We start from the raw sequence: 20,173 nt of genomic DNA on the forward strand, positions 1-20,173 counted from the left end.
CCGCTTGCGCGGCCCTGCGCGACAAAAAGTAAGCAGTCAGCCGAGCGTGCAGCCCGTCGCCTCGACCGGTGGGAACGATTGGCCGGCGCTGAGCACCTTGGCCAGGTCGTCCTTGTCGGCCATGTCGCCGCTGGCCTTGCCGACCAGCAAGTAGTAATCCTTGATCACCTGATGGTCGCCGGCGCGGATCGACTCCTTGCCGGTCGGGCCTTCATAGCTCAAGCCTTGCATGGCCTTGGCCACGGTTGCGCCGTCGAAGCTGGCGGTGGCGATGATGGTGTCGAGCATGACCTTGGTGCTGATGTAGTCGGCGGCCAGCGGGTAGGTGGGGTTGATGCCGTATTTGGCCTGGGTCAGCTTGACCAGTTCGCGGTTGAGTGGCGTATCGACCTGATGCCAGTACTGCGCGCCGAGGTACACACCTTCGAGCACATCGCTGCCCAGTTCCTGGAATTGATCAAGGCCGGCCGACCATACCAGCAGCACCTTCATGCGTTCCTTGATGCCGAAGTTCACCGCCTGGCGCAGGGTGTTGGACGACTGGCTGCCGAAGTTGAGCAGTACCAGCACGTCGGGCCGGGTGGAAATGGCGTTGGTCAGGTAGCCGGAGAATTCCTGCTCCTGCAGCGAGTGGTAGCTGTTGCCGACGTGTTCCAGGCCGTGCTCCTTCAGCACGTTCTTTGCGCCTTCGAGCAAGGCTTCGCCGAACACGTATTGCGGCGTGATGGTGTACCAGCGTTTGGCGTCCGGCAGCAGTTTGATCAGCGGCACCATGGTTTCGCGGATCGCGCCGTAGGTGGGCACTGACCAGCGGAAGGTCGCCTTGTTGCAATCCTTGCCGGTGACTTCATCGGCACCCACCGGGGTCATGAACACGCCGCCGACTTTATCGACTTCCTTGGCCACCGCCAGGGCGGAAGACGACAGTGTGCAGCCCTGGAAGAACCGTGCGCCGTCCTGCGCGATTGCCTCCTGCACCTTGCGCACCGCTTTGCCGGCGTTGCCTTCGGTGTCTATAACCTTGTAGGTGAGCGGGCGGCCGAGGATCTCGGCATGCTGTTGCACGGCCAGGCGCGAACCCATGTCGGCAAATTTGCCATAGCTGGCAAACGCGCCAGACATGGACTTGAGGCCGTAAAAGGTAAAGGGCTCGGCGGCGAAGGCCGAACGCACGCTCAGCGGCAAGCTGAGGGCGGCGGCTGCGGTGAGGCTGGCTTTCAATAACGTACGACGCTGCATGGGGTGACTCCCTGGTTTAGTTATTGGCAGGAGCGGCAAGGGCGATACGGTGGTGCAAGGGCCTGTGGGCAGGCTTGTTATTGGGTAACTCGGTTCAACAGATGGACACGGTCAAATGTGGGAGCTGGCTTGCCTGCGATGCGGGCGCCTCGGTGTTACAGGGCGACCGAGTCGATGCCATCGCAGGCAAGCCAGCTCCCACATGGATCGGGTTTTGTTCCTAACGGTGATCAAACTCCAGAAGGAAGTGCGGGCTGACCTGGCCTTCCAGCGCAGTCATATGGTGTTCGGCATCGCACATATGCTCATGCATCAAACTGCGCACGGCGCTTTCATCCCCGGCACGAAAGGCGATCAGCAGTTGCTTGTGATAGTCGAGGTTGGCCGCGTCGAACTGCTTGCGCTTGGGCTTGTAGGCTTTCTTCAGCACCACCAGGTCGCGCAGCAGGTCGTTGAGAAACTGCGCCATAAAACTCAGCAGCGGGTTGGGGCACGCCCGGGCCAGCAGGTTGTGGAACTCCAGTTCCGCCAGGCGCTGTTCGCGCTGGCCGGCTTCGCTGTCTTCGGGGGCGCTGCAAAAATCCACATTGGCTTGCAGGGCCTGATAGTCGTCTTCGCTCAAGCGCCCGAGCACCGATAGCGCCAGTTCCACTTCGATGACCTTGCGCAACTGATACACCTGCTCGCCATCCAGATGCTGGAAGTGCAGGTAGTTGCGCAAGGCGCGGCTGGCAGGTTCAGTGCCGGCCTGGTTCAGATAAGCCCCGCCACTGGGGCCGGTGCGCGTATTGACCAACCCTTCGACTTCCAATGCCTTGAGCGCTTCGCGTGCCGAGCCCTTGGAGCACTGGAAGCTTTCCATCAGCTCGCGTTCGGTGGGCAAGCGGTCGCCGGGCTTCAAGGCATCGGTGACGATGGAGCGCTTGACCGACTCGACAATCACATCGGACAGCTTCTGGCGTTTGCGGCGTAGCGGGCGAGTCAGCATGGGTTCGATTTATCGTATTAATGCGGATAAATAGCACTTAATAACGATTGCATCGGAGCGTCAACGCAGCGTGTCGTTTTCGATGGCAACAGGTCGCAAATGCGCCGGTTACTCCCAGGCACCAAGGTCAAGGCAGCGCGCGGAGGCTGGCGGCTGTTTGCCATAGGCGAGGAAATCCCCCAGCCAGCGGGTGACACAGCCGTCGGCGCCCGACTGCTTGGACTCCTTGAGCAATAACTGCTCGACGCCCACAGCGATAGGATCGCCCGGCGCCGCATTAATCAGCACCATGCGTGCGATGCGCTCGGGAAACAGCGTGCCGTAGCGGCTGCCAAGACGGGTCGCGGCGGCGCTGCCCAGGTAGTGCAGGCGCGCTTCGCCGAGCTGCCCGCGCACATATTCCATGTCCAGCGCCGCCTGCTCGACCGCGTTTGACTGGCGCAGGTCGCGGGTGCTCAGTTCGATCACGTCATAACGGTCCACCAGCGTGCGATAAGCGCGGGTGGCGAGCGACTCCCAGTGGCTGGCCAGGTGCAGCACGAAAGGCGCGTTGGCGGGCTGGGGCGGTTCGCCGGCCTGGATGAACACCACGCCCTCGCGGTTGAGCGGTTGCCTTGCGCCCACACGCGTCACGCTCAGGCGTATACGACCGCGCCCGGGAGCAGCGTGGTCCCGTGGCACACTGACCAGGCCGCATTGGGTGCGCCCGACCACCTCAGGGTCCAGGCGCGCAGTGGTAGTGAGGGGGCAATCCAACAGCCAGTCGATTGCAGTGGGCACGATCAAGGGCTCAGCGCGCACTGCGTTTGCTATAAGCCAGCAGCTTATGCAGACCAGGCTTTTTACAAGAACGCTGGGTGTCATCACGAGGTCCCGGGCAGCCGTATGTAACAGCTTTTTTACCAAGGACCTGGGGGTGGAGAATGTAAGGCTAAGAAACAGTTTGTGTAAGAAATGCCGATTTTGCTTATCAGCTATCGGTCTTCCATCCACCCCCTAATGCCTTGTACAGCGCGATACTGGCTTGCAGCCGCGACAGGCGCAGTTGCACGTTCAGGTCCTGGGCGGCATAGAGGGTGCGTTGGGTTTCCAGCACCGTAAGCAGGTCTTCGGCGCCGGCCTCGTAGCGGCTTTGCGCAATCTCAAAGGCCGTTTGCGCCTGCTGCAGTTCTTCGGTTTGCCATTGGCGTTGTTGATCCAGGCGAGTCAGGCTGCTGAGGGCTTTTTCCACATCGGCAAAGCCGTTGATGATCGCCCCGCGGTAGGTCTGCAGCAGTTCATCCTGGCGCGCACGGGCTTTATCGCGCTCGGCACTCAGCCGACCGTTGTTGAAGATCGGTGCGATCAGGCCCGAGGTCAGGGTGTAGAACGGGCTGCGCAGAACATCTTCAGCCTTGTACGCACCCGAGCCGAGGGTTGCGCCCAATGTCACCGTGGGCAGCATGGCCGCACGGGCCACTGTGACGTCGGCATTGGCCGCCGCCAGCTGTGCCTCGGCCTGGGCGATGTCAGGGCGGCGACGCAACAACTGGCTAGGCACACCGGGGCCGATATTCGGCCAGGTCAGTGCCTGGAACGGCTCGCTGCCCAGCGCCAGGGCCTGTACCGGCTGGCCGAGCAAGGCGGCGAGGGTGATGCGCGATTCTTCGGCCGATTGCTGGATCAGCGGCAGTTGCCGTTGCTGGCCGGCCACCAGGCTCTTCTGTTGTGCCAACTCCAGGGCCGTGGCGGAACCGGCGTCGTAGCGGGTTTGCACCAGGTCCAGCACATTGCGCGCATTGGCCAGGTTCAGCTCGGCGATCTGCAAGCGCTGGTGCGCGGCCAGGGTTTGCGCATAGCGGTCGGCGACATTGCTGAGCAAGGTCAACTCCACGTTGGCCTGATCGAACTCACTGGCGTGCAGGCTATGCACAGCGCTGTCTCGCGCAGCGGCGCGGCCACCCCAGAAGTCGATTTCGTAGCTGGCCGTGAGGTTGGCGTCATAGTTATTGACCGTCTTGTTGCTCTCGGTGGCATCCAGATCCGAGTTGCCGCTGCCGCGCAACAGTCTTTGACGGCTGGCGCTGAGGTTGAACTTCACCTCGGGCAGTAACGGTGCGCCGGCAATCACCGCTGTCGCCTGGGCCTGCCGCACCCGCGCCATGGCCGCAGCCACATCAAAGCTGTCACGGCGGGCCTGATCGATCAGGCGGTTAAGCACAGGGCTGCCAAACTGCGTCCACCAACGCTGGTTGGTGGCCTGGTCGGCGTCGCGCTCGGCATATTGCCAGACGGAGGGCGCGGCAATGCCGCTGTCGAGGGCAGGCGAGGTGCCGGCACAGGCATTGAGCAACAGGCACAGGCTGAGCGTCGACAGGTGCGGTGCGATGGATCGTTTATTCACTGGTCAATGCCTTAACCGGATCGAGCCGGGCAGCTTTACGGGCCGGCATAAAGCCGAATACGACGCCGGTGACCAGCGCACAGCCAAACGCGCCGAACACCGCCACCAGGGAAAACTGCACCGCTACTTCGGCCAGCACCAGCACGCCGCCCACCAGCAATGCCAGGGCGATTCCGAACAGACCGCCGACCACCGAGAGCATCACCGCCTCGGTGAGGAACTGGCGCAGGATGTCGCGCTGGCGCGCCCCGGTGGCCATGCGGATGCCGATTTCGCGGGTGCGTTCGCGCACGGTCATCAACATGATATTCATCACGCCGATACCGCCCACCAGCAGGGAAATCGCGGCAATCGAGCCGAGCATCAGCGACAGGGTGTTCTGGGTCCGCGCTTCGGCCTGGATCATCGCGGCGTCGTTCGTCAGGTGGAAGTCGCGTTTGCCGCCGTGCAGCGTTTGCATAAGCTGACTGATGGCTTGCTCGGCCTCTTGCACCTTGCGCGCATCGGCGGCGGCAATGGCAACATATTCGGGGTTATAGGTGCCGAACAGGCGCACGCTGGCGGCGGTATAGGGAATGGCGACACGGTCATCGCTGTCTTGCATGCCGGAGCTGGAGCCTTTTTCCGCCAACACGCCAATCACCTGGAAGGGCACGTTTTCGATCAGGATGTATTGGCCGATGGGGTCCAGCTGGCCTTTGAACAGCTTTTCGCGCACGCGATGACCGATCACCGCCACCGTGGCCCCGGCGCGCTCGTCGGCTTCGGTAAAGTAGCTACCTTCGGCCACAGGCCAGTTGAAGATGTCCGGGAAGTTGGTGTCGTTACCGCCCACATAGGCCATGTAGTCGACGTTGCCGAAGCGCACACCGGCGTAGGTGCCGTTCACCGGCATGATGCGTTTGACCTGGGGCAATGTAGCCAATGCGGCCACATCATTGAGGGTCACGATACCGGGTGGCGTGCGCGGGTTAGGCGAAAAGCCGCTCAGGTAGATGATGTTGGAGCCGAAGGCCGCCATCTGCGCCATGACCTGGCGCTTGCTGCCTTCGCCCACCGCCAACATCACCACCACCGACGCCACGCCGATGATGATCCCCAGCAGCGTCAGCGCGGTGCGGAAGCGGTTGATCCACATCACCCGCCACGCCGCCTGCACCGCGTCCAGCAGCTCGGCTTTCCAGGCACCATTGTGTTCGGCGCCGTCGGCCAGGCGCTGGCGCAGGTCCACGGCTTGCAATGCGTCGCTGCCGGCCGTGACGGGCACGTGGGGGGGGCTCAACGCCGAATCGCTGATGATCAGGCCGTCGCTGATCTCGATGATGCGGTTGGCGTGCGCCGCGACTTCGCGGTCGTGGGTAATCAGGATAACCACGTGGCCCTGGCTCGCTAATTCATCCAGCAGCACCATCACCTCGGCACCGCTGTGGCTGTCGAGGGCACCGGTGGGTTCGTCGGCAAGGATGATATGCCCGCCGTTCATCAACGCACGGGCAATCGAGACGCGCTGCTGCTGACCACCGGAGAGCTGGTGCGGGCGGTTGTTGGTGCGATCGGCCAGGCCCAGGCGGGTCAGCAGAGCCTTGGCGCGGGCATGGCGTTCGGCAGCGCCGATGCCGGCATAGATCGCCGGCATCTCGACGTTTTCCTGGGCCGAGCCGGACGGGATCAGGTGGTAGCCCTGGAACACGAAACCAAAGGCTTCGCGGCGCAGCCAGGCCAGTGCGTCGCTGTCCAGGTGCGCGACGTTTTCCCCGGCGAACAGGTAGTCGCCCACGGTGGGGCGGTCGAGGCAGCCGAGGATGTTCATCAGGGTGGATTTTCCGGAGCCCGAGGCGCCGACGATGGCAACGAATTCTCCTGCATGGATCGACAGGTCGATCCCGCGCAATACGTCGACCTGCGGGCTGTCGCCGCCGCCGTAGGATTTGCGGATGTTCTTGAGTTCGATCAGTGGCGTGGTCACATCAACCCCCGCTGCTGCTGGCGGGGCCGATCAACAGGTGATCGCCTTCGTCCAGGCCATCCAACACTTCAACTCGCAGGCGGTCACTGATACCCAGCTGTACTTCTCGCTTCTGGATGGCACCGTTTTTGGTCACGACCCGCGCGATCTGCTTGTCGGTGCCTTGGCTGCCGAGCAGCGCTGCGACCGGGATGGTGAGAGCGTCCTTGACCTGGCTGGCTACGAAAAACACCTGGGTGGTCATTTCGGCCATCAGTGCATTGTCAGTGTTGTCCACATCCAGCAGTACGGTGTACAGCACTACGCGGCCACTACCGGTTTTGCTCGTGCTACTGGGGCTGCCACTGCCCTGGCTGGTTTCATTCAGCGGCTTGGGCGGTATCGGCAGGATCTGGCGCACGGTGCTGCTCCAGCGCCGGTTGCCGCCGGCGAGGGTAGTGAAATAGGCGCTCATGCCCGGTTTGACGTGGCCGATATCGGCTTCGGACACTTCGGCCCATACGGTCATTGGTGACAATTTGGCGATGCGCAGGATCAACGGCGTTTGTTGTTGGGCGTTGAGGGTTTGGCCGACTCGCGCATCTACCGCCACCACGGTGCCGCTCATGGGCGCGTAAATCCGCGTATAGCCCAGTTCGGCCTCGTCACTGCGCAGGCTGGCCTGGGCTTGGCGGATCTGTGCCTGGAACATATCGACACGGGCTTGGGTGGCACTCAGTTCGGCTTTGGCGGTTTGCACATCTTCTTCGCGGGTGGCGTTGCCTGCAACCAAGCGTTGCTGGCGCTGGTATTTCTGGCGTGCGAGTTCGTGCTGGGCTTTCTGTTCCTGCAACTGCGCCTTGAGGTTTTCAATGGAATAGCGGCTGGCGTCGAGCTTGGCCTGTTGCGTGGCGGGATCGATTTCCACCAGCAGATCGCCTTCCTTGACTTGATCACCAGCCTCCACATGGATCTTGCGAATCTGTCCGGACGCCTGGGCACCCACGTCCACATAACGGCGCGGTTGCAGGGTGCCCAGTGACGTAACGCTATTTTCAATGTCGCCGCGGGTTACGGTGACCGTGGGTAGGCTGTCGCGGCCCGACGGCAGCACTTGCCAGGCAGCCACCACAAGGATGGGGAGCAGGCACGCCAGCACAAGCAGGGCGCGTCGGGCAGGTCGAGGGCGTTTCATGTCTTGGTTCCAGCCAGGAGGTGTTGACCGCAGGAGCGGGGAGTTGACAGTTATACGAGAAAAATGCTCGGGAATTTAGGTTGTTACACATGTGGTAACAGCTCGTGCGACGAAAAAAAATGCACCGTTGGTGCAAGACTCCTTTAAAAGTAGATGAGAATTACTATAAATTGCACGCACTCAAACTGCCATCATCGATGGGCTCGCTCCTACACGGGCTGGCATCGTTAGCACCACGGCCATGGGGCCAGGAGTCATGTTGGAAAACTACTATCGCGAGCTGGTGTGTTTCCTGAACGCCAAGCTGGGCAACCGTCAGGTGGCCGAAGATGTGGTGCATGACGCTTATGTACGGGTGCTGGAGCGTTCCAGCGACATCCCGATCGAACAGCCCCGCGCCTTCCTGTACCGCACGGCCTTGAACCTGGTGATCGACGGCCACCGGCGCAACGCCTTGCGTCAGTCCGAGCCTCTTGAGGTGCTGGACAGCGAAGAACGCTTCGCCCCCTGTTCACCCCACGCCAGTCATGACCACAACCAGCGCCTGGAGATGCTTGAGCGCGCCCTGGCCGAGTTGCCGGCGGCGTGTCGCGACAGTTTCCTGCTGCGCAAGCTCGAGGGCCTGTCCCATGTGCAAATCGCCGAGCGCCTGGGGATTTCCCGCAGCCTGGTGGAAAAACACATCGTCAACGCCATGAAGCATTGCCGGGTGCGTATGCGTGAGTGGGAAGCGCACTGATCGCCAGTTGGTTAAATTTTATTTCACTGTCCTCGTTTCCTATCAACACACGGCCTGTTGTTCAGGCCATGAAGGTATTCCCGCCCCACCGCCAAGGGGCTTATCCAGAGGACACTGGAATGACACAGGCAATTGCTTCGCCCGCGGTTCACGACCTGATCGGTATCGGCTTCGGCCCTTCGAACCTGGCGCTGGCCATCGCCCTGCAGGAGCGTGAAAAGGCCCAGGGCAAGCTGGACGTGCTGTTTCTCGACAAACAGGCCGACTACCGCTGGCACGGCAATACGCTGGTGACCCAAAGTGAGCTGCAGATCTCTTTCCTCAAGGACCTGGTGACCCTGCGCAACCCCACGAGCCCGTACTCCTTCGTCAATTACCTCAAGGCTCACGATCGCCTGGTGGACTTCATCAACCTGGGCACCTTCTACCCCTGCCGTATGGAGTACAACGACTACCTGCGCTGGGTGGCCGGGCAGTTCCAGGCCCAGGCCAACTACGGTGAGGAAGTGCTGGCCATCGAACCGATCCTGCATCAGCAGCAGGTGGAGGCCTTGCGCGTCATTTCCCGCGATGCCCAGGGCGAGCAGCATGTGCGTACCACCCGCTCGGTGGTGGTCAGCGCCGGCGGCACTGCGCGCATCCCCGAAGCGTTCAAGGCGCTCAAGGGTGACAGCCGCGTGTTCCATCATTCCCAGTATCTGGAGCGCATGGCGAGCCAGCCTTGCGTGGATGGCAAGGCCATGCGCATCGCGGTGATCGGCGGTGGCCAGAGCGCGGCCGAAGCCTTTATCGACCTCAATGACAGCTTCCCGTCGGTGCAGGTCGATATGATCCTGCGCGGCTCGGCGCTCAAGCCGGCCGATGACAGCCCGTTCGTCAACGAAGTGTTCTCGCCCGCGTTTACCGACCTGGTGTTCCAGCAAGTGGGGGCCGAACGCGAGCGTTTGGTCGCCGAGTACCAGAACACCAACTATTCGGTGGTGGACCTGGACCTGATCGAGCGCATCTACGGGATTTTCTACCGTCAGAAAGTTTCCGGCATCGCCCGCCAGGCGTTCCGCACCATGACCGTGGTGGAGAAGGCCACGCCCGGGCCGCTGGGTATCGAACTGGTATTGCGCAACAGCGCCACGGGCGAAACCAGCGTCAACCACTACGATGCCGTGATCCTCGCCACCGGCTATGAGCGCCAGATGCACCGCGAACTGTTGGCGCCGCTGCAAGCCTACATGGGCGACTTCGAAGTGGCCCGCGACTACCGCATCGTCACCGACGAGCGCTGCAAGGCGGGTATCTACATCCAGGGCTTCAGCCAGGCCAGCCATGGCTTGAGCGATACCTTGCTGTCGGTGCTGCCGATTCGGGCCGATGAGATTGCGGCGTCGTTGTATGAGAACGATCGAAACCGTGACAAGGGCCGTTCGGTGCAGGACCTGCTCCTGGCAACCGCCAGCTGATCTGCCCCTCCTACAGACGGCACTTGTGACAACGTGCGGCTATTGGTACTGTACAAAAAACCAGTATCGGTAGCCCGTCATGCAGTTGATCGAAAAACTCAGCATCCTCGCCGACGCCGCCAAGTACGACGCGTCGTGCGCCAGCAGCGGCGCGCCCAAGCGCAGCTCCGAGGGCAAGGCGGGGTTGGGTTCCACCGACGGCATGGGCATCTGCCACAGCTACACGCCCGATGGCCGTTGCGTGTCGCTGCTCAAGGTGTTGCTCACCAACTTCTGCCTCTACGACTGCCAGTATTGCGTCAACCGCCGTTCCAGCGACGTGCCCCGTGCGCGTTTCAGCCCGGAAGAGGTGGTCACCCTGACCCTGGATTTCTACAAGCGCAATTGCGTCAGCGGGCTGTTTCTCAGCTCCGGCATCATCCGTTCGTCGGACTACACCATGGAGCAATTGGTGCGGGTCGCCAAACTGCTGCGCGAAGAGCATGACTTTCGCGGCTATATCCACCTCAAGACCATTCCCGATGCGGATCCTGCATTGATTGCCGAGGCTGGTCGTTATGCCGATCGCCTGAGCGTGAATATCGAACTGCCCACCGAGGCCAGCCTGCAGACCCTGGCGCCGGAGAAGCAGATTGTGTCGATCAAGCAGGCGATGCAGACCATCTACACCGGCGAGCAGACGGTGTTCAACGAGCCTCGCGCCCCGCGTTTCGCCCCGGCCGGGCAGAGCACGCAGATGATCGTCGGCGCCGACGACACGGATGACAGCACCATCCTCCACGGTGCCGAGGCGTTGTATGGCAATTTCAAGCTGCGGCGCGTGTACTACTCGGCGTTCAGTCCCATCCCCAACAGCCCGAAAAGCGTGCCCCTGGCCGCGCCGCCGTTGATGCGCGAGCACCGCTTGTACCAGGCCGACTTCCTGCTGCGCAGCTACGGTTTCAGCGCCAGGGAGCTGTTTGCCGGCCCCGGCCACCTGGCCCTGGATATCGACCCCAAGCTGGCCTGGGCCCTGGAGCATCGCGAAGTATTCCCCCTGGACCTGAACCGCGCAGAGCCCACCCTGATTGCGCGCATCCCCGGTATTGGCCTGCGTACCACCCAACGCCTGGTGGACCTGCGCCGCGAGCGCAAGATCCGCTTCGAAGACCTGGCGCGCATGCGCTGCGTACTGGCCAAGGCCAAACCGTTCTTCATCACCAGTGACTACCACCCGCAACAGGCCGACAGCACCAGCGTGTTACTGCGCGAACAATTGCGCGACCGTCCGCAACCGCAACAGATGGGGTTGTGGGGATGATCAGCCTGGAATGCGACAACCTGTTCAGCACTTGGCGCGAACAGGCGCGCTGGCTGCTCAGCCATCAGGTCGACCCCAGCCAGGTGAGCTGGGGCGAGGCGCAAGCAGCTGACCTGTTCGCTACCGATGAGTCGATCCCGTCAGGGTTGGGGCCCTTCCAGGCACGGATTCCCAAGGCGCTGTTGGAGTTGCTGGAGTCTGCCGCCTGTTATCACGGTGATCAACGCTGGAGCCTGCTGTATGAAGTGCTGTGGCGGGTCAGCCACGGTGATCGCACCGCGATGCTGGCGGGGGACAAGCTGGGCAGCGAGTTGCAGCGACGCATCAAGCAAGTCAGCCGCGAGGCCCATCACCTGCATGCGTTTGTGCGCTTTATTGCCCTGCCGGCCGAGGCGGGGCCCGAACTTCCTGAATACGTGGCCTGGCATGAACCGGCCCACGACATTCTCAAAAGTGCCAGCCAGCACTTTGTCGGGCGCATGGGCCGCCATCGCTGGATGATCGCCACGCCACTGGACGGGGTGTATTACGATGGCGAGCAGTTGATTCATCAGCGCCGCTGCCCCGAGGCGTGGCAGCAACTGGCGCAGAATGTTGACGACCCCCACAGTGCGATGTGGCTGACCTACTACAGTCACATCTTCAACCCGGCGCGGCTGAATCCCAAGGTCATGGAAGGGCATTTGCCCAGTCGGTTCTGGAAAAATTTGCCGGAGGGCAAGTTGATCCCGGGGCTGATCAGCGAGGCGCGTACGGGCAAGCAGAAGGATGGGCAGGCGAAGCTGGTGGGGGCCAAGCCAGGCAAAAGAATTGCAAACCCGGTCAATGTGGGAGCTGGCTTGCCTGCGATAGCGGTCGACCAGTCAGATGTGGGGTGACTGATGCACCGCTATCGCAGGCAAGCCAGCTCCCACATTTGGTTTTCGCAGCCTGGGGGAGTGGGTATCAGGCCAGTTCGGTCGCAGTGTTCTTGACTACTGCCAACTCTGGATGCGCCACCAACTTATCAATGTGCAACTCATCATTGTTCAACCAGATCTCCGTCAGCACCCGGTAATGCTCCATATCCCGGCAGCGCATACGCAGGCTGTAGTCGAACGGCCCGCTGATCAACTGGCATTCGAACACCTGCGGGCAGGCTTTGACGCAGGCTTCGAAGGCCTTTTGCGCCGAGCGCCCGCTCTGGTTGGACAAGGCCACCAGCACCAGCAGCGACAGCCCTGGTGAGACCATCTGCACATCGATGATCGCCCCATACCCACGGATCACCCCGCGTCGCTCCAACTTGCGCACCCGCTCCAGGCATGGCCTGGGGGTCAGGTGCACCAGCGACGAGAGTTTTTCATAGGTGATGCGCCCCTGGTGCCTGAGCACATCGATGATCGCCTCGTCGATGCGATCCAGCGCAGGGGAGGAGTGGGGTCCGTTGGCCTTGGTATCCATGAGTTCACTTCAAACGGTTGGAAAGAAATTGCTGCAAGCGTTCGCTGTTGGGGTGGTCGAGGATCTCGGCGCCGCCGTGTTCCTCGACTCGGCCCTGATGCAGGAACAGCACTTGGCTTGACACCTGGCGGGCAAAGCCCATTTCGTGGGTGACCATCAGCATGGTACGGCCTTCCTCGGCCAACGTCTGTATGACTTTGAGTACTTCGCCTACAAGTTCCGGGTCGAGGGCTGAGGTCGGTTCGTCGAACAGGATAATCTCCGGCTCCATCGCCAATGCCCGCGCAATCGCCACGCGTTGCTGCTGGCCACCCGAGAGGAACGCCGGGTATTGATCCGCCACGCGACCTGGCAAGCCGACTTTGTCCAGGTACAGGCGCGCACGTTTTTCCGCCTCGGCGGCGCTCACATTCAGCACCCGGCGCGGGGCCATGGTGATGTTTTCCAGCACCGTCATGTGACTCCACAGGTTGAAGTGCTGGAACACCATGGCCAGGCGCGTGCGCAGGTTTTGCAGTTGTGCCTGGTGCGGCGCGCGGGTGCCGGCGCGGCCTTGTTGCATTTCGATGCTGATGCCGTCCAGGGTGATGACCCCGGCGTCCGGCTGTTCAAGAAAGTTGATGCAACGCAGCATGGTGCTTTTGCCCGAGCCGCTGGCGCCGATCAGGCTGATCACATCGCCTTGACGGGCATTGAGGGACACACCTTTGAGCACTTCGTGTTCGCCGTAGCGTTTGTGAATGCCTTCGACTTGAAGCTTGATGGCGGCAGTTGCAGTTTCGACAACCGGTACATCCACCGGATAAACGGCCAGGGCCTGCGCGGACTGATTCATGGGTTAGCCTCGGGTAGGAACAAGAAAACGCATCCAGCGACGTTCGGCCAGCCGAAACAGGCCCACCAGTGCAAAGGACAGCAGCATGTAGAGCAGGGCGGCGATACCAAACGCCTGAAAGGTCAGGAAGGTTTCGGCATTCGCATCGCGGGCGACCTTGAGGATGTCGGCAACGGTGGCGGTAAACGCCAGTGACGTGGCGTGCAGCATCAGGATCATTTCATTGCTGTAGGCCGGCAATGCGCGGCGCAATGCGGCGGGTACCACCACGAACAGATTCAGCCGCCAGCCGTGCAGGCCATAGGCGCGTGCCGCTTCGATTTCGCCGTGGGGAATATTGCGGATCGCCCCGGCGAAGATCTCCACGGTGTAGGCACAGGTGTTGAGCACAAACGCCAACAAGGTGCAGTTCAGCGCATTGCGGAAAAACTGGTTGAGCAGGGCGTTGTCCTGCACCACCTCCAGGCTGTACAGCCCGGTGTAGCAAATCAGCAACTGGATATACAGCGGCGTGCCGCGGAACAGGTAGGTGTAGACCTCCACCGGCCAGCGCAGCCAAACGTGCTGCGAAACCCGCGCCAGTGCCAGGGGGATCGACAGGCAAAAACCGAGCACCACCGAGATGATGAACAGCCACACGGTCATGGCGACGCCGGACAAGCCGCTGCCATCGCTGAACAGGTAGGCCAGGCCGTATTGCTGGAACAGTTCGATCATCGCGCCATCCCCTTGATGCCCAGGTTATAGCGCCGTTCGAGGCGCTTGAAGATGCGGTTGGAGAGGGTAGTGATCAGCAGGTACACCAGGCCCGCGAGGATCAGGAAGTAAAGTGGCTCGCTGGTGGACTTGCCGGCGTTTTGCGCGGCCTTGACCAGGTCTGACAGGCCGATGATCGACACCAGCGCCGTGGACTTGAGCAGCACCAGCCAGTTATTGCCCAGGCCCGGCAGGGCAAAACGCATCAGTTGTGGGAACAGCACCAGGTGGAAGCGCTGCCAGCGGCTCAGGCCATAAGCCGTCGCGGCTTCCAACTGGCCCACCGGTACGCTGAGGATCGCGCCACGGAAGTTCTCGGTGAAATACGCGCCGTAGATAAATCCCAGGGTGACCACCCCGGCGGTGAACGGGTCGATTTCAAAGTACTCCCAGCCGAACACTTCAGTCAGGTCGTTGAGCCACAGTTGCAGGCTATAGAAGATCAGCAGGATCAACACCAGGTCCGGCACGCTGCGGATCAGCGTGGTGTAGAGCGTGGCAGGTACGCGCAGCCATCTGGCGCTGGATAGCTTGGCGCCGGCGGCGACCAGGCCCAGGGTTAGGCTCAGGGCCAGGGCGAGGAAGGCCAGCTTGAGCGTCATCCAGGCACCCTGGGCCAGCATCGGGCCGTAGCCTTGCAGGTTGAGGAGTTCGTTCATGGGAAGATCTCTAAAAGGCACACACACCATCTTTGTGGGGAACCGATTTGTGTGGGAGGGGGGGCTTGCTCCCGATAGCGGTGGTTCAGTCAATATTTTCAATGACTGACCACTGCTATCGGGAGCAAGCCCCCCTCCCACAAAAGCTGCATCCACAGGGAGGTCGATGGCTTAGTTATTCGTTGTAGATATCTTGATCGCCGAAGTATTTCTTCTGGATCTGCGCGTAAGTGCCATCGGCCTGGACGGCGGCGATGCCTTTATTGATCAGCTCACGCAGTGCCTGGTCGTTCTTGCGCAGGCCCATGGCGATGTCCAGCGGCAGGGTCGGGTCCTTGAAGGCCGGGCCGGTCTTGAAGTCGGCGCCTTCGGGCTTGGACAGGAAGTTGAGCTGGGCTTCGAGTTTGTCGGTCAGGGTGGCGTCGAGGCGCCCGTTTTGCAGGTCGGCGTAGTTCTGCTCTTGAGACTGGTACGCCTTGATCTGCGCACCCAGCCTGGCCAGGTGCGCTCGGGCGTAGGCTTCCTGCAGCGAGCCTTGCAGCACGCCGACCTGCTTGCCCTTGAGCGATTCCGGGGTATCGCCGAAGTCGGCGCCTTTGCGCGTGATCACCGAGGTGGGGCTGAGGAACAGGCGATCGGTAAAGTCGATGACTTTTTCGCGAGCCGGGGTCACGGCCATGGAGGACATGATGGCGTCGAACTTGCGCGCACGCAGGGCCGGGATCATGCCGTCGAATTCATTGTGCACCCAGGTGCATTTCACTTCGAGCTTGGCGCAGATGGCGTTGCCCAGTTCAATATCGAAGCCTTGCAGGCTGCCGTCGGCGGCCACGGATTCGAAGGGTGGGTATTCGGGGAACACGCCAAAACGGATTTCTTTCCAGTCCTGGGCGTGGGCGGCGGTGGCGCACAGAGGCAACAGCAACGCAGCGAAGAGTGATCGCAGTGGAGTCATGTGGAGGTCCCTATATTTTGTAATTGATGTCAGGGCAGTGAATAACTGGGAGCAGAGAATGCTTCATGATGGTGCGTTTTTTGTGTCGTTTACCCCCTGCACAAAGCGCAAATTGCGCTGTTAAAACCGACAATGCAGCGCAATCGGCTGTTGCACCCGCCGAATCGGCTTTTAATCCAGCAAAGTCCGGCCCGCCCTCGACGCAAAGCGGCAGGCCAGAGCGGTCTCAGGCGCGCTTTTTGTGCTGTGCGACCGGCTGCCGGGCCAGGCGGGCAAACAGGTCTTTGGGGTCAGCCAGGTCGGGTACCAGTTCCAGCTCGCTGCCCACGTCCAACGCCTTGGCGACGTCCAGTACATAGCGCAGGGCCGAGTAGTCTTCGATGGCAAAACCCACCGAGTCGAACAGAGTGATCTGGCGCGCATTCTCGCGGCCGGGCTTCTGGCCGTTGATCACTTGCCACAACTCGGTCACCGGCGAATCCTCAGGCATGTGCTGGATCTCACCTTCGATGCGGCTTTGCGGTTCGTACTCCACGATCACCCGGGCACGTTCGACGATGCGCCGGTCCAGCTCGGTCTTGCCCGGGCAATCGCCACCCACGGCATTGAGGTGCATACCCGGTTCGATCATCTCGTCGGTGAGGATGGTTGCATAAGCCTTGTCGGCAGTGACGGTGGTGACGATATCCGCGCCTTTGACCGCGTCGGCCACGCTGTCAGCCAGGATCACCTTGATCGCCGGGAACGCCTTGAGGTTGGCGGCGAGTTTGGCGGTGGCCTTGGCGTCGATATCGAACAGGCGAATTTCGTTAATGCCAAGCATGGCGTGGAAGGCCAGGGCCTGGAATTCGCTTTGGCAGCCGTTGCCGATCAACGCCATGCTGCGGCTGTTGTCGCGCGCCAGGTAGCGGGCGACCAGGGCCGAGGTGGCAGCGGTGCGGATGGCGGTAGTCAGGGTCATTTCCGCCAGCAGCACGGGTTTGCCGGTATCCACATCGCCCAAGGCGCCAAAGGCCATCACGGTCAGCATACCGGCCAGGGTGTTTTTCGGGTGGCCGTTGACGTATTTGAACGCATACAGCGAGGCGTCCGAGACGGGCATCAACTCGATCACGCCATCCGGTGAATGGTTGGCCAGGCGTGCGCATTTCTCGAAGTCCTGCCAGCGCAGGTAGTCGGCACGGATGTACTCGGCCATCTCGGTGATGCAGGTTTGCAAACCTTTTTGCGAAACCAGGTAGCTGAGGTCGTTGACGTCGATATAACGGGTCATGGCAAGACTCCTTATTGAAATGAGGGGCGGATCGGCAGATGCACTTCGGCCAACATGCAACGGGCACTGCCGCCGCCGATGCGTTCGATGTTGTCGATATTCACCACCACTGGTCGCGTATGGCGCTCCACCTGCTGGCGCTGCGCCGGTTGCAACGCGCGCCAGGCGCTGGCAGACATCACCAGCAATGGCTGGCCGTCACGGTCGTGGACTTCGAGCATGTTGCCGGCGAAGGCCTCCAACTGGTCGAAGTCGAGGGCGAGGATGTCCTTGCCGGTGTCGCGCAGTGAGCGTTCCAGGGCCAGGCGCTCGCGCTCGTCGGGCAGGGCTTGCAGGCACACCACTGCGAGGTCGCGACCGACGCTCATCATCACGTTGCTGTGGTAGATCGGTGCGTGGTGGCGGTCCAGGGCGTGGAACACGCAGAGTTGGTAGTCCAGACGTTCGGCAAACTGGTGCAGCGCCGCGTGATGGGTGCGCCCGGAGTGGCAGGCGTAGCTGATGCGGTGCTGGCGGTCGAGCACCATGCTGCCGGTGCCTTCGAGGAAGATGTCCTGTTGTTCCAGGTGGCTGAGGTCGATGGTGGTGTTGATCGCAAAGCGCTGCTCCAGAACTTGCAGCACGCCCTTGTTGCGCTCCAGTCGTCGGTTCTGGCCTTGCATGGGGTAGAGCACCAGGCTGCCGTCGGCGTGGCTGCTCCACCAATTATTGGGAAAGATCGAGTCCGGGGTGTGAGGGGCCGGAGTGTCCTGCACCACCAGCACCTCCACGCCGTGGCTGCGCAGGGTGTCGACATAGCCGTCGAATTCTTTCAGCGCTTTGTGCTGTGCACTGAGCGGGTCCGGCGGCGGGCGTTGAAAACGGTTGTTGATCGCGGTATCCGGGTTGAAGGCAAAACGCGCCGGGCGAATCATCAGGACGGTGTTGGTGGTTTGCATGGGGGCACGGGTCCATGGGGGATCTTGTGACGCTATTTTGTGCCATAGGGTGGGAGGATCCCGGCTGAAACAGCGGGGCGGCTCAGCCGGGAAAGCTGAAAAGGTGGATAAGGCAGCTGAATCGGCTGCCGGATTGAAATGTGCTCAGATGTAGGGGGGCAACCTGCTCAATAGCCGTTACCTGTCACGCCACCATAATGATCTTCGATACCAGCTCCACCACGGTCTTGGCCTGCAATTTCTTCATCAACCGCGCCCGGTGCACTTCCACCGTGCGGTGGGAAATCGCCAGGCGCAGGGCGATTTCCTTGGACTTGAAACCATTGACGATGTGCATGGCGATTTCCCGCTCCCGCGGCGTGAGGTCGCCAGTGCCCTGATGCAGACGGTCCAGGCGTTCGAAGTGCCAGATCATCAGCTTGAACGGGTCTTTGGGGGTGAGGGTGTAGCCGTGGGACTTGGCCCAGAACACTTCGCCATTGTGGTGCTGCATGAAGCGCTCATCGGAATAAAAGCCGTTGTCGCTGTCGAGCAGCCAGTCATGGCTGCGCTTGCCGATGGCATGGTAGTCGGCCTGGGACGGGTAGATCAGAAGGGTCAACTGATTGACCAGTGCCTGGCGTGTATAGCCGAACAGCTTCAGGAAGGCATCGTTGCAGTCGAGTATTACCCGGTCGCTGGTGACGATCTGCGGGGCAGGGGACAGCTTGAACGCCAGGCGTTCGAGGTCGGGAAATTGCTGTGCAAGCGCGTTCATGGGGCATCCTGCCTCGTTGTTCAATGCCCTGGTGCGCTACTTACCCATGTAAGTAGTTACACGAATTGGCGCGGGACCCGGGGTGGGTCATTGTAAGTAAAGTCCGGATCAAGAACAGAAGAAATTGATTATGCCTGCTGATTGCGTCTCCATTGTTGCCGCTGGTCACTCCCGCTTTGGTCGCCTGGAAGGCACCACGCTGGAAGACCTGATCGTCCAGGTTACCCGTGAAGCCTTGAGTGACGCTGCGATTGATGCGTCGCAAATCGACGCGCTGTTCCTGGGGCATTTCAACTCTGGGCTGGTGCCCGACGGCTTTGCCGCCTCGTTGCTGTTGCAGGCCGACCCCGGGCTGCGTTTCAAACCTGCCACCCGCTGCGAAAACGCCTGCGCTTCGGGTTCGGCGGCGATCCAGGCGGGAGTCAATGCGATTCTCTCCGGCAGCGCCGAGTTGGTGCTGGTGGTGGGCGCCGAAAAGATGACTCACACCAGCACCGCCGCGGTCACCCAAGCCCTGGCCGGCGCCGGCTATCAGAACGACCCGGCCGAAGCCGGCCTGAGTTTCCCGCAATTGTTCGGCCGCGCCGCCCGCCAATACGCCGAGCGCTACCACTGTCCGCTGGGCTCGATGGCGGCCATCGCCACCAAAAACCACTCCAATGCCATGGCCAACCCGCTGGCGCAGATGCATCGGGAGATGAATTTCGAGCACTGCAACAACGTGTCCCAGAGCAACCCGTTCGTGGCCGACTCCCTGCGTCTGACGGACTGCTCGCTGATCAGCGACGGCGCCGCCGCGATTATTCTGGCGTCACCCAAACGTGCGCGGGCGTTTCGCCGCGAGGTGCAGATCCGGGCGATGACCCAAGTCAATGACACCTTGCCCATCGCCCAGCGCGACATCCTGGCCTTTGAAGGCCCGCAACGAGCGATCCATGCAGCGCTGCGCACAGCGAATGTGACCCTGGCAGACCTGAGTTTCGCCGAGGTGCACGACTGTTTCACCATTGCCGAGCTGCTGATCTACGAAGCCATGGGCCTGGCGCCCAAAGGCGAAGGGCATCGCGTGCTCGACAGCGGCGTGGTGCGTGCCGGCGGGCGCTTGCCGGTCAACCTTTCCGGCGGGCTCAAGGCCAAGGGGCATCCGGTCGGTGCAACGGGGGTGTCCATGCATGCCTTGGCGTTCCGGCAATTGACCGGGGAACCGATTGGCCTGGCGGTGCCCAACCCGGAGTTCGGCCTGGTGTTCAACATGGGCGGCATGGCGGTGGCCAACTACGCATCGGTCCTGCAGGCACGCCGGAGCTGAGC

Annotated in this window: 19 protein-coding genes; 5 read left to right on the forward strand and 14 right to left on the reverse strand. The window is 61.7% G+C overall.

Going from position 1 to position 20,173, the window contains the following annotated elements:
• Positions 1-36: 36 nt before the first annotated feature.
• The 6 genes from J1G33_RS20565 to J1G33_RS20590 all read right to left on the reverse strand — a co-directional run bounded on the left by J1G33_RS20565 (position 37) and on the right by J1G33_RS20590 (position 7,750).
• Positions 37-1,239 carry an ABC transporter substrate-binding protein gene (locus J1G33_RS20565; protein WP_103735363.1) on the reverse strand — a complete coding sequence of 401 codons (1,203 nt, stop codon included), beginning with the start codon at positions 1,237-1,239 and terminating at the stop codon, positions 37-39.
• Positions 1,240-1,459: 220 nt separating this feature from the next.
• The gene (locus J1G33_RS20570) at positions 1,460-2,227 is read right to left on the reverse strand and encodes an FCD domain-containing protein (protein WP_005787529.1); all 768 of its coding nucleotides are present in this window, start codon (positions 2,225-2,227) and stop codon (positions 1,460-1,462) included.
• A 108-nt stretch (positions 2,228-2,335) separates the two neighbouring features.
• Positions 2,336-3,091, reverse strand: a complete 756-nt coding sequence (locus J1G33_RS20575) for an alpha/beta hydrolase (RefSeq protein WP_148854176.1) — start codon at positions 3,089-3,091, stop codon at positions 2,336-2,338.
• A 106-nt stretch (positions 3,092-3,197) separates the two neighbouring features.
• Positions 3,198-4,610 (reverse strand): efflux transporter outer membrane subunit, encoded by a 1,413-nt coding sequence (locus J1G33_RS20580; protein WP_223018650.1) that lies wholly within the window; start codon positions 4,608-4,610, stop codon positions 3,198-3,200.
• Positions 4,603-6,576, reverse strand: a complete 1,974-nt coding sequence (locus J1G33_RS20585) for a MacB family efflux pump subunit (protein ID WP_148854178.1) — start codon at positions 6,574-6,576, stop codon at positions 4,603-4,605. The genes J1G33_RS20580 and J1G33_RS20585 overlap by 8 nt, the downstream gene beginning before the upstream one ends.
• A 1-nt stretch (position 6,577) precedes the next feature.
• Entirely contained in the window at positions 6,578-7,750 is a 1,173-nt protein-coding gene (locus J1G33_RS20590) for an efflux RND transporter periplasmic adaptor subunit (protein ID WP_032876409.1), read from the reverse strand.
• Positions 7,751-8,006: 256 nt separating this feature from the next.
• Here J1G33_RS20590 and J1G33_RS20595 point away from each other — a divergent pair, with 256 nt between their 5' ends.
• The 4 genes from J1G33_RS20595 to J1G33_RS20610 all read left to right on the forward strand — a co-directional run bounded on the left by J1G33_RS20595 (position 8,007) and on the right by J1G33_RS20610 (position 12,124).
• Positions 8,007-8,489 (forward strand): sigma-70 family RNA polymerase sigma factor, encoded by a 483-nt coding sequence (locus J1G33_RS20595; protein ID WP_005787538.1) that lies wholly within the window; start codon positions 8,007-8,009, stop codon positions 8,487-8,489.
• 119 nt (positions 8,490-8,608) lie between these two features.
• A complete protein-coding gene (locus J1G33_RS20600) occupies positions 8,609-9,946 on the forward strand; it encodes a SidA/IucD/PvdA family monooxygenase (protein ID WP_223018651.1) in 1,338 nt (445 codons plus the stop codon).
• Between the two features lie 79 nt (positions 9,947-10,025).
• Complete coding sequence (locus J1G33_RS20605; RefSeq protein WP_005787541.1) at positions 10,026-11,246, forward strand: putative DNA modification/repair radical SAM protein; 1,221 nt, start codon at positions 10,026-10,028, stop codon at positions 11,244-11,246.
• Positions 11,243-12,124 carry a TIGR03915 family putative DNA repair protein gene (locus J1G33_RS20610; RefSeq protein ID WP_103735368.1) on the forward strand — a complete coding sequence of 294 codons (882 nt, stop codon included), beginning with the start codon at positions 11,243-11,245 and terminating at the stop codon, positions 12,122-12,124. Before J1G33_RS20605 ends, J1G33_RS20610 begins: the two co-directional genes overlap by 4 nt.
• A gap of 67 nt (positions 12,125-12,191) precedes the next feature.
• Here the strand turns inward: J1G33_RS20610 and J1G33_RS20615 are convergent, their stop codons facing one another.
• From J1G33_RS20615 to J1G33_RS20650, 8 genes are all read right to left on the reverse strand, one after another.
• Entirely contained in the window at positions 12,192-12,689 is a 498-nt protein-coding gene (locus J1G33_RS20615) for an Lrp/AsnC family transcriptional regulator (RefSeq protein ID WP_005787545.1), read from the reverse strand.
• A 4-nt stretch (positions 12,690-12,693) separates the two neighbouring features.
• Positions 12,694-13,524, reverse strand: a complete 831-nt coding sequence (locus J1G33_RS20620) for an ATP-binding cassette domain-containing protein (RefSeq protein ID WP_032876400.1) — start codon at positions 13,522-13,524, stop codon at positions 12,694-12,696.
• Positions 13,525-13,527: 3 nt separating this feature from the next.
• Positions 13,528-14,241 (reverse strand): ABC transporter permease, encoded by a 714-nt coding sequence (locus tag J1G33_RS20625; RefSeq protein ID WP_078821072.1) that lies wholly within the window; start codon positions 14,239-14,241, stop codon positions 13,528-13,530.
• Complete coding sequence (locus tag J1G33_RS20630; RefSeq protein WP_032876394.1) at positions 14,238-14,939, reverse strand: ABC transporter permease; 702 nt, start codon at positions 14,937-14,939, stop codon at positions 14,238-14,240. Before J1G33_RS20630 ends, J1G33_RS20625 begins: the two co-directional genes overlap by 4 nt.
• Positions 14,940-15,114: 175 nt before the next feature.
• Positions 15,115-15,894 carry an ABC transporter substrate-binding protein gene (locus J1G33_RS20635; RefSeq protein WP_005787553.1) on the reverse strand — a complete coding sequence of 260 codons (780 nt, stop codon included), beginning with the start codon at positions 15,892-15,894 and terminating at the stop codon, positions 15,115-15,117.
• A 226-nt stretch (positions 15,895-16,120) separates the two neighbouring features.
• Entirely contained in the window at positions 16,121-17,167 is a 1,047-nt protein-coding gene (locus J1G33_RS20640) for an ornithine cyclodeaminase (RefSeq protein WP_078821073.1), read from the reverse strand.
• Between the two features lie 11 nt (positions 17,168-17,178).
• Positions 17,179-18,105: an arginine deiminase-related protein gene (locus J1G33_RS20645; protein WP_078821074.1), complete on the reverse strand. Its 927-nt coding sequence runs from the start codon at positions 18,103-18,105 to the stop codon at positions 17,179-17,181.
• A gap of 184 nt (positions 18,106-18,289) precedes the next feature.
• A complete protein-coding gene (locus J1G33_RS20650) occupies positions 18,290-18,862 on the reverse strand; it encodes a LuxR C-terminal-related transcriptional regulator (RefSeq protein WP_005787559.1) in 573 nt (190 codons plus the stop codon).
• Between the two features lie 130 nt (positions 18,863-18,992).
• Here J1G33_RS20650 and J1G33_RS20655 point away from each other — a divergent pair, with 130 nt between their 5' ends.
• Positions 18,993-20,171, forward strand: a complete 1,179-nt coding sequence (locus J1G33_RS20655; RefSeq protein ID WP_078821075.1) for an acetyl-CoA acetyltransferase — start codon at positions 18,993-18,995, stop codon at positions 20,169-20,171.
• Positions 20,172-20,173 lie beyond the last annotated feature (2 nt).

It is taken from the genome of Pseudomonas sp. P867 (assembly GCF_019891455.1).
GTDB lineage: Bacteria > Pseudomonadota > Gammaproteobacteria > Pseudomonadales > Pseudomonadaceae > Aquipseudomonas > Aquipseudomonas synxantha_A.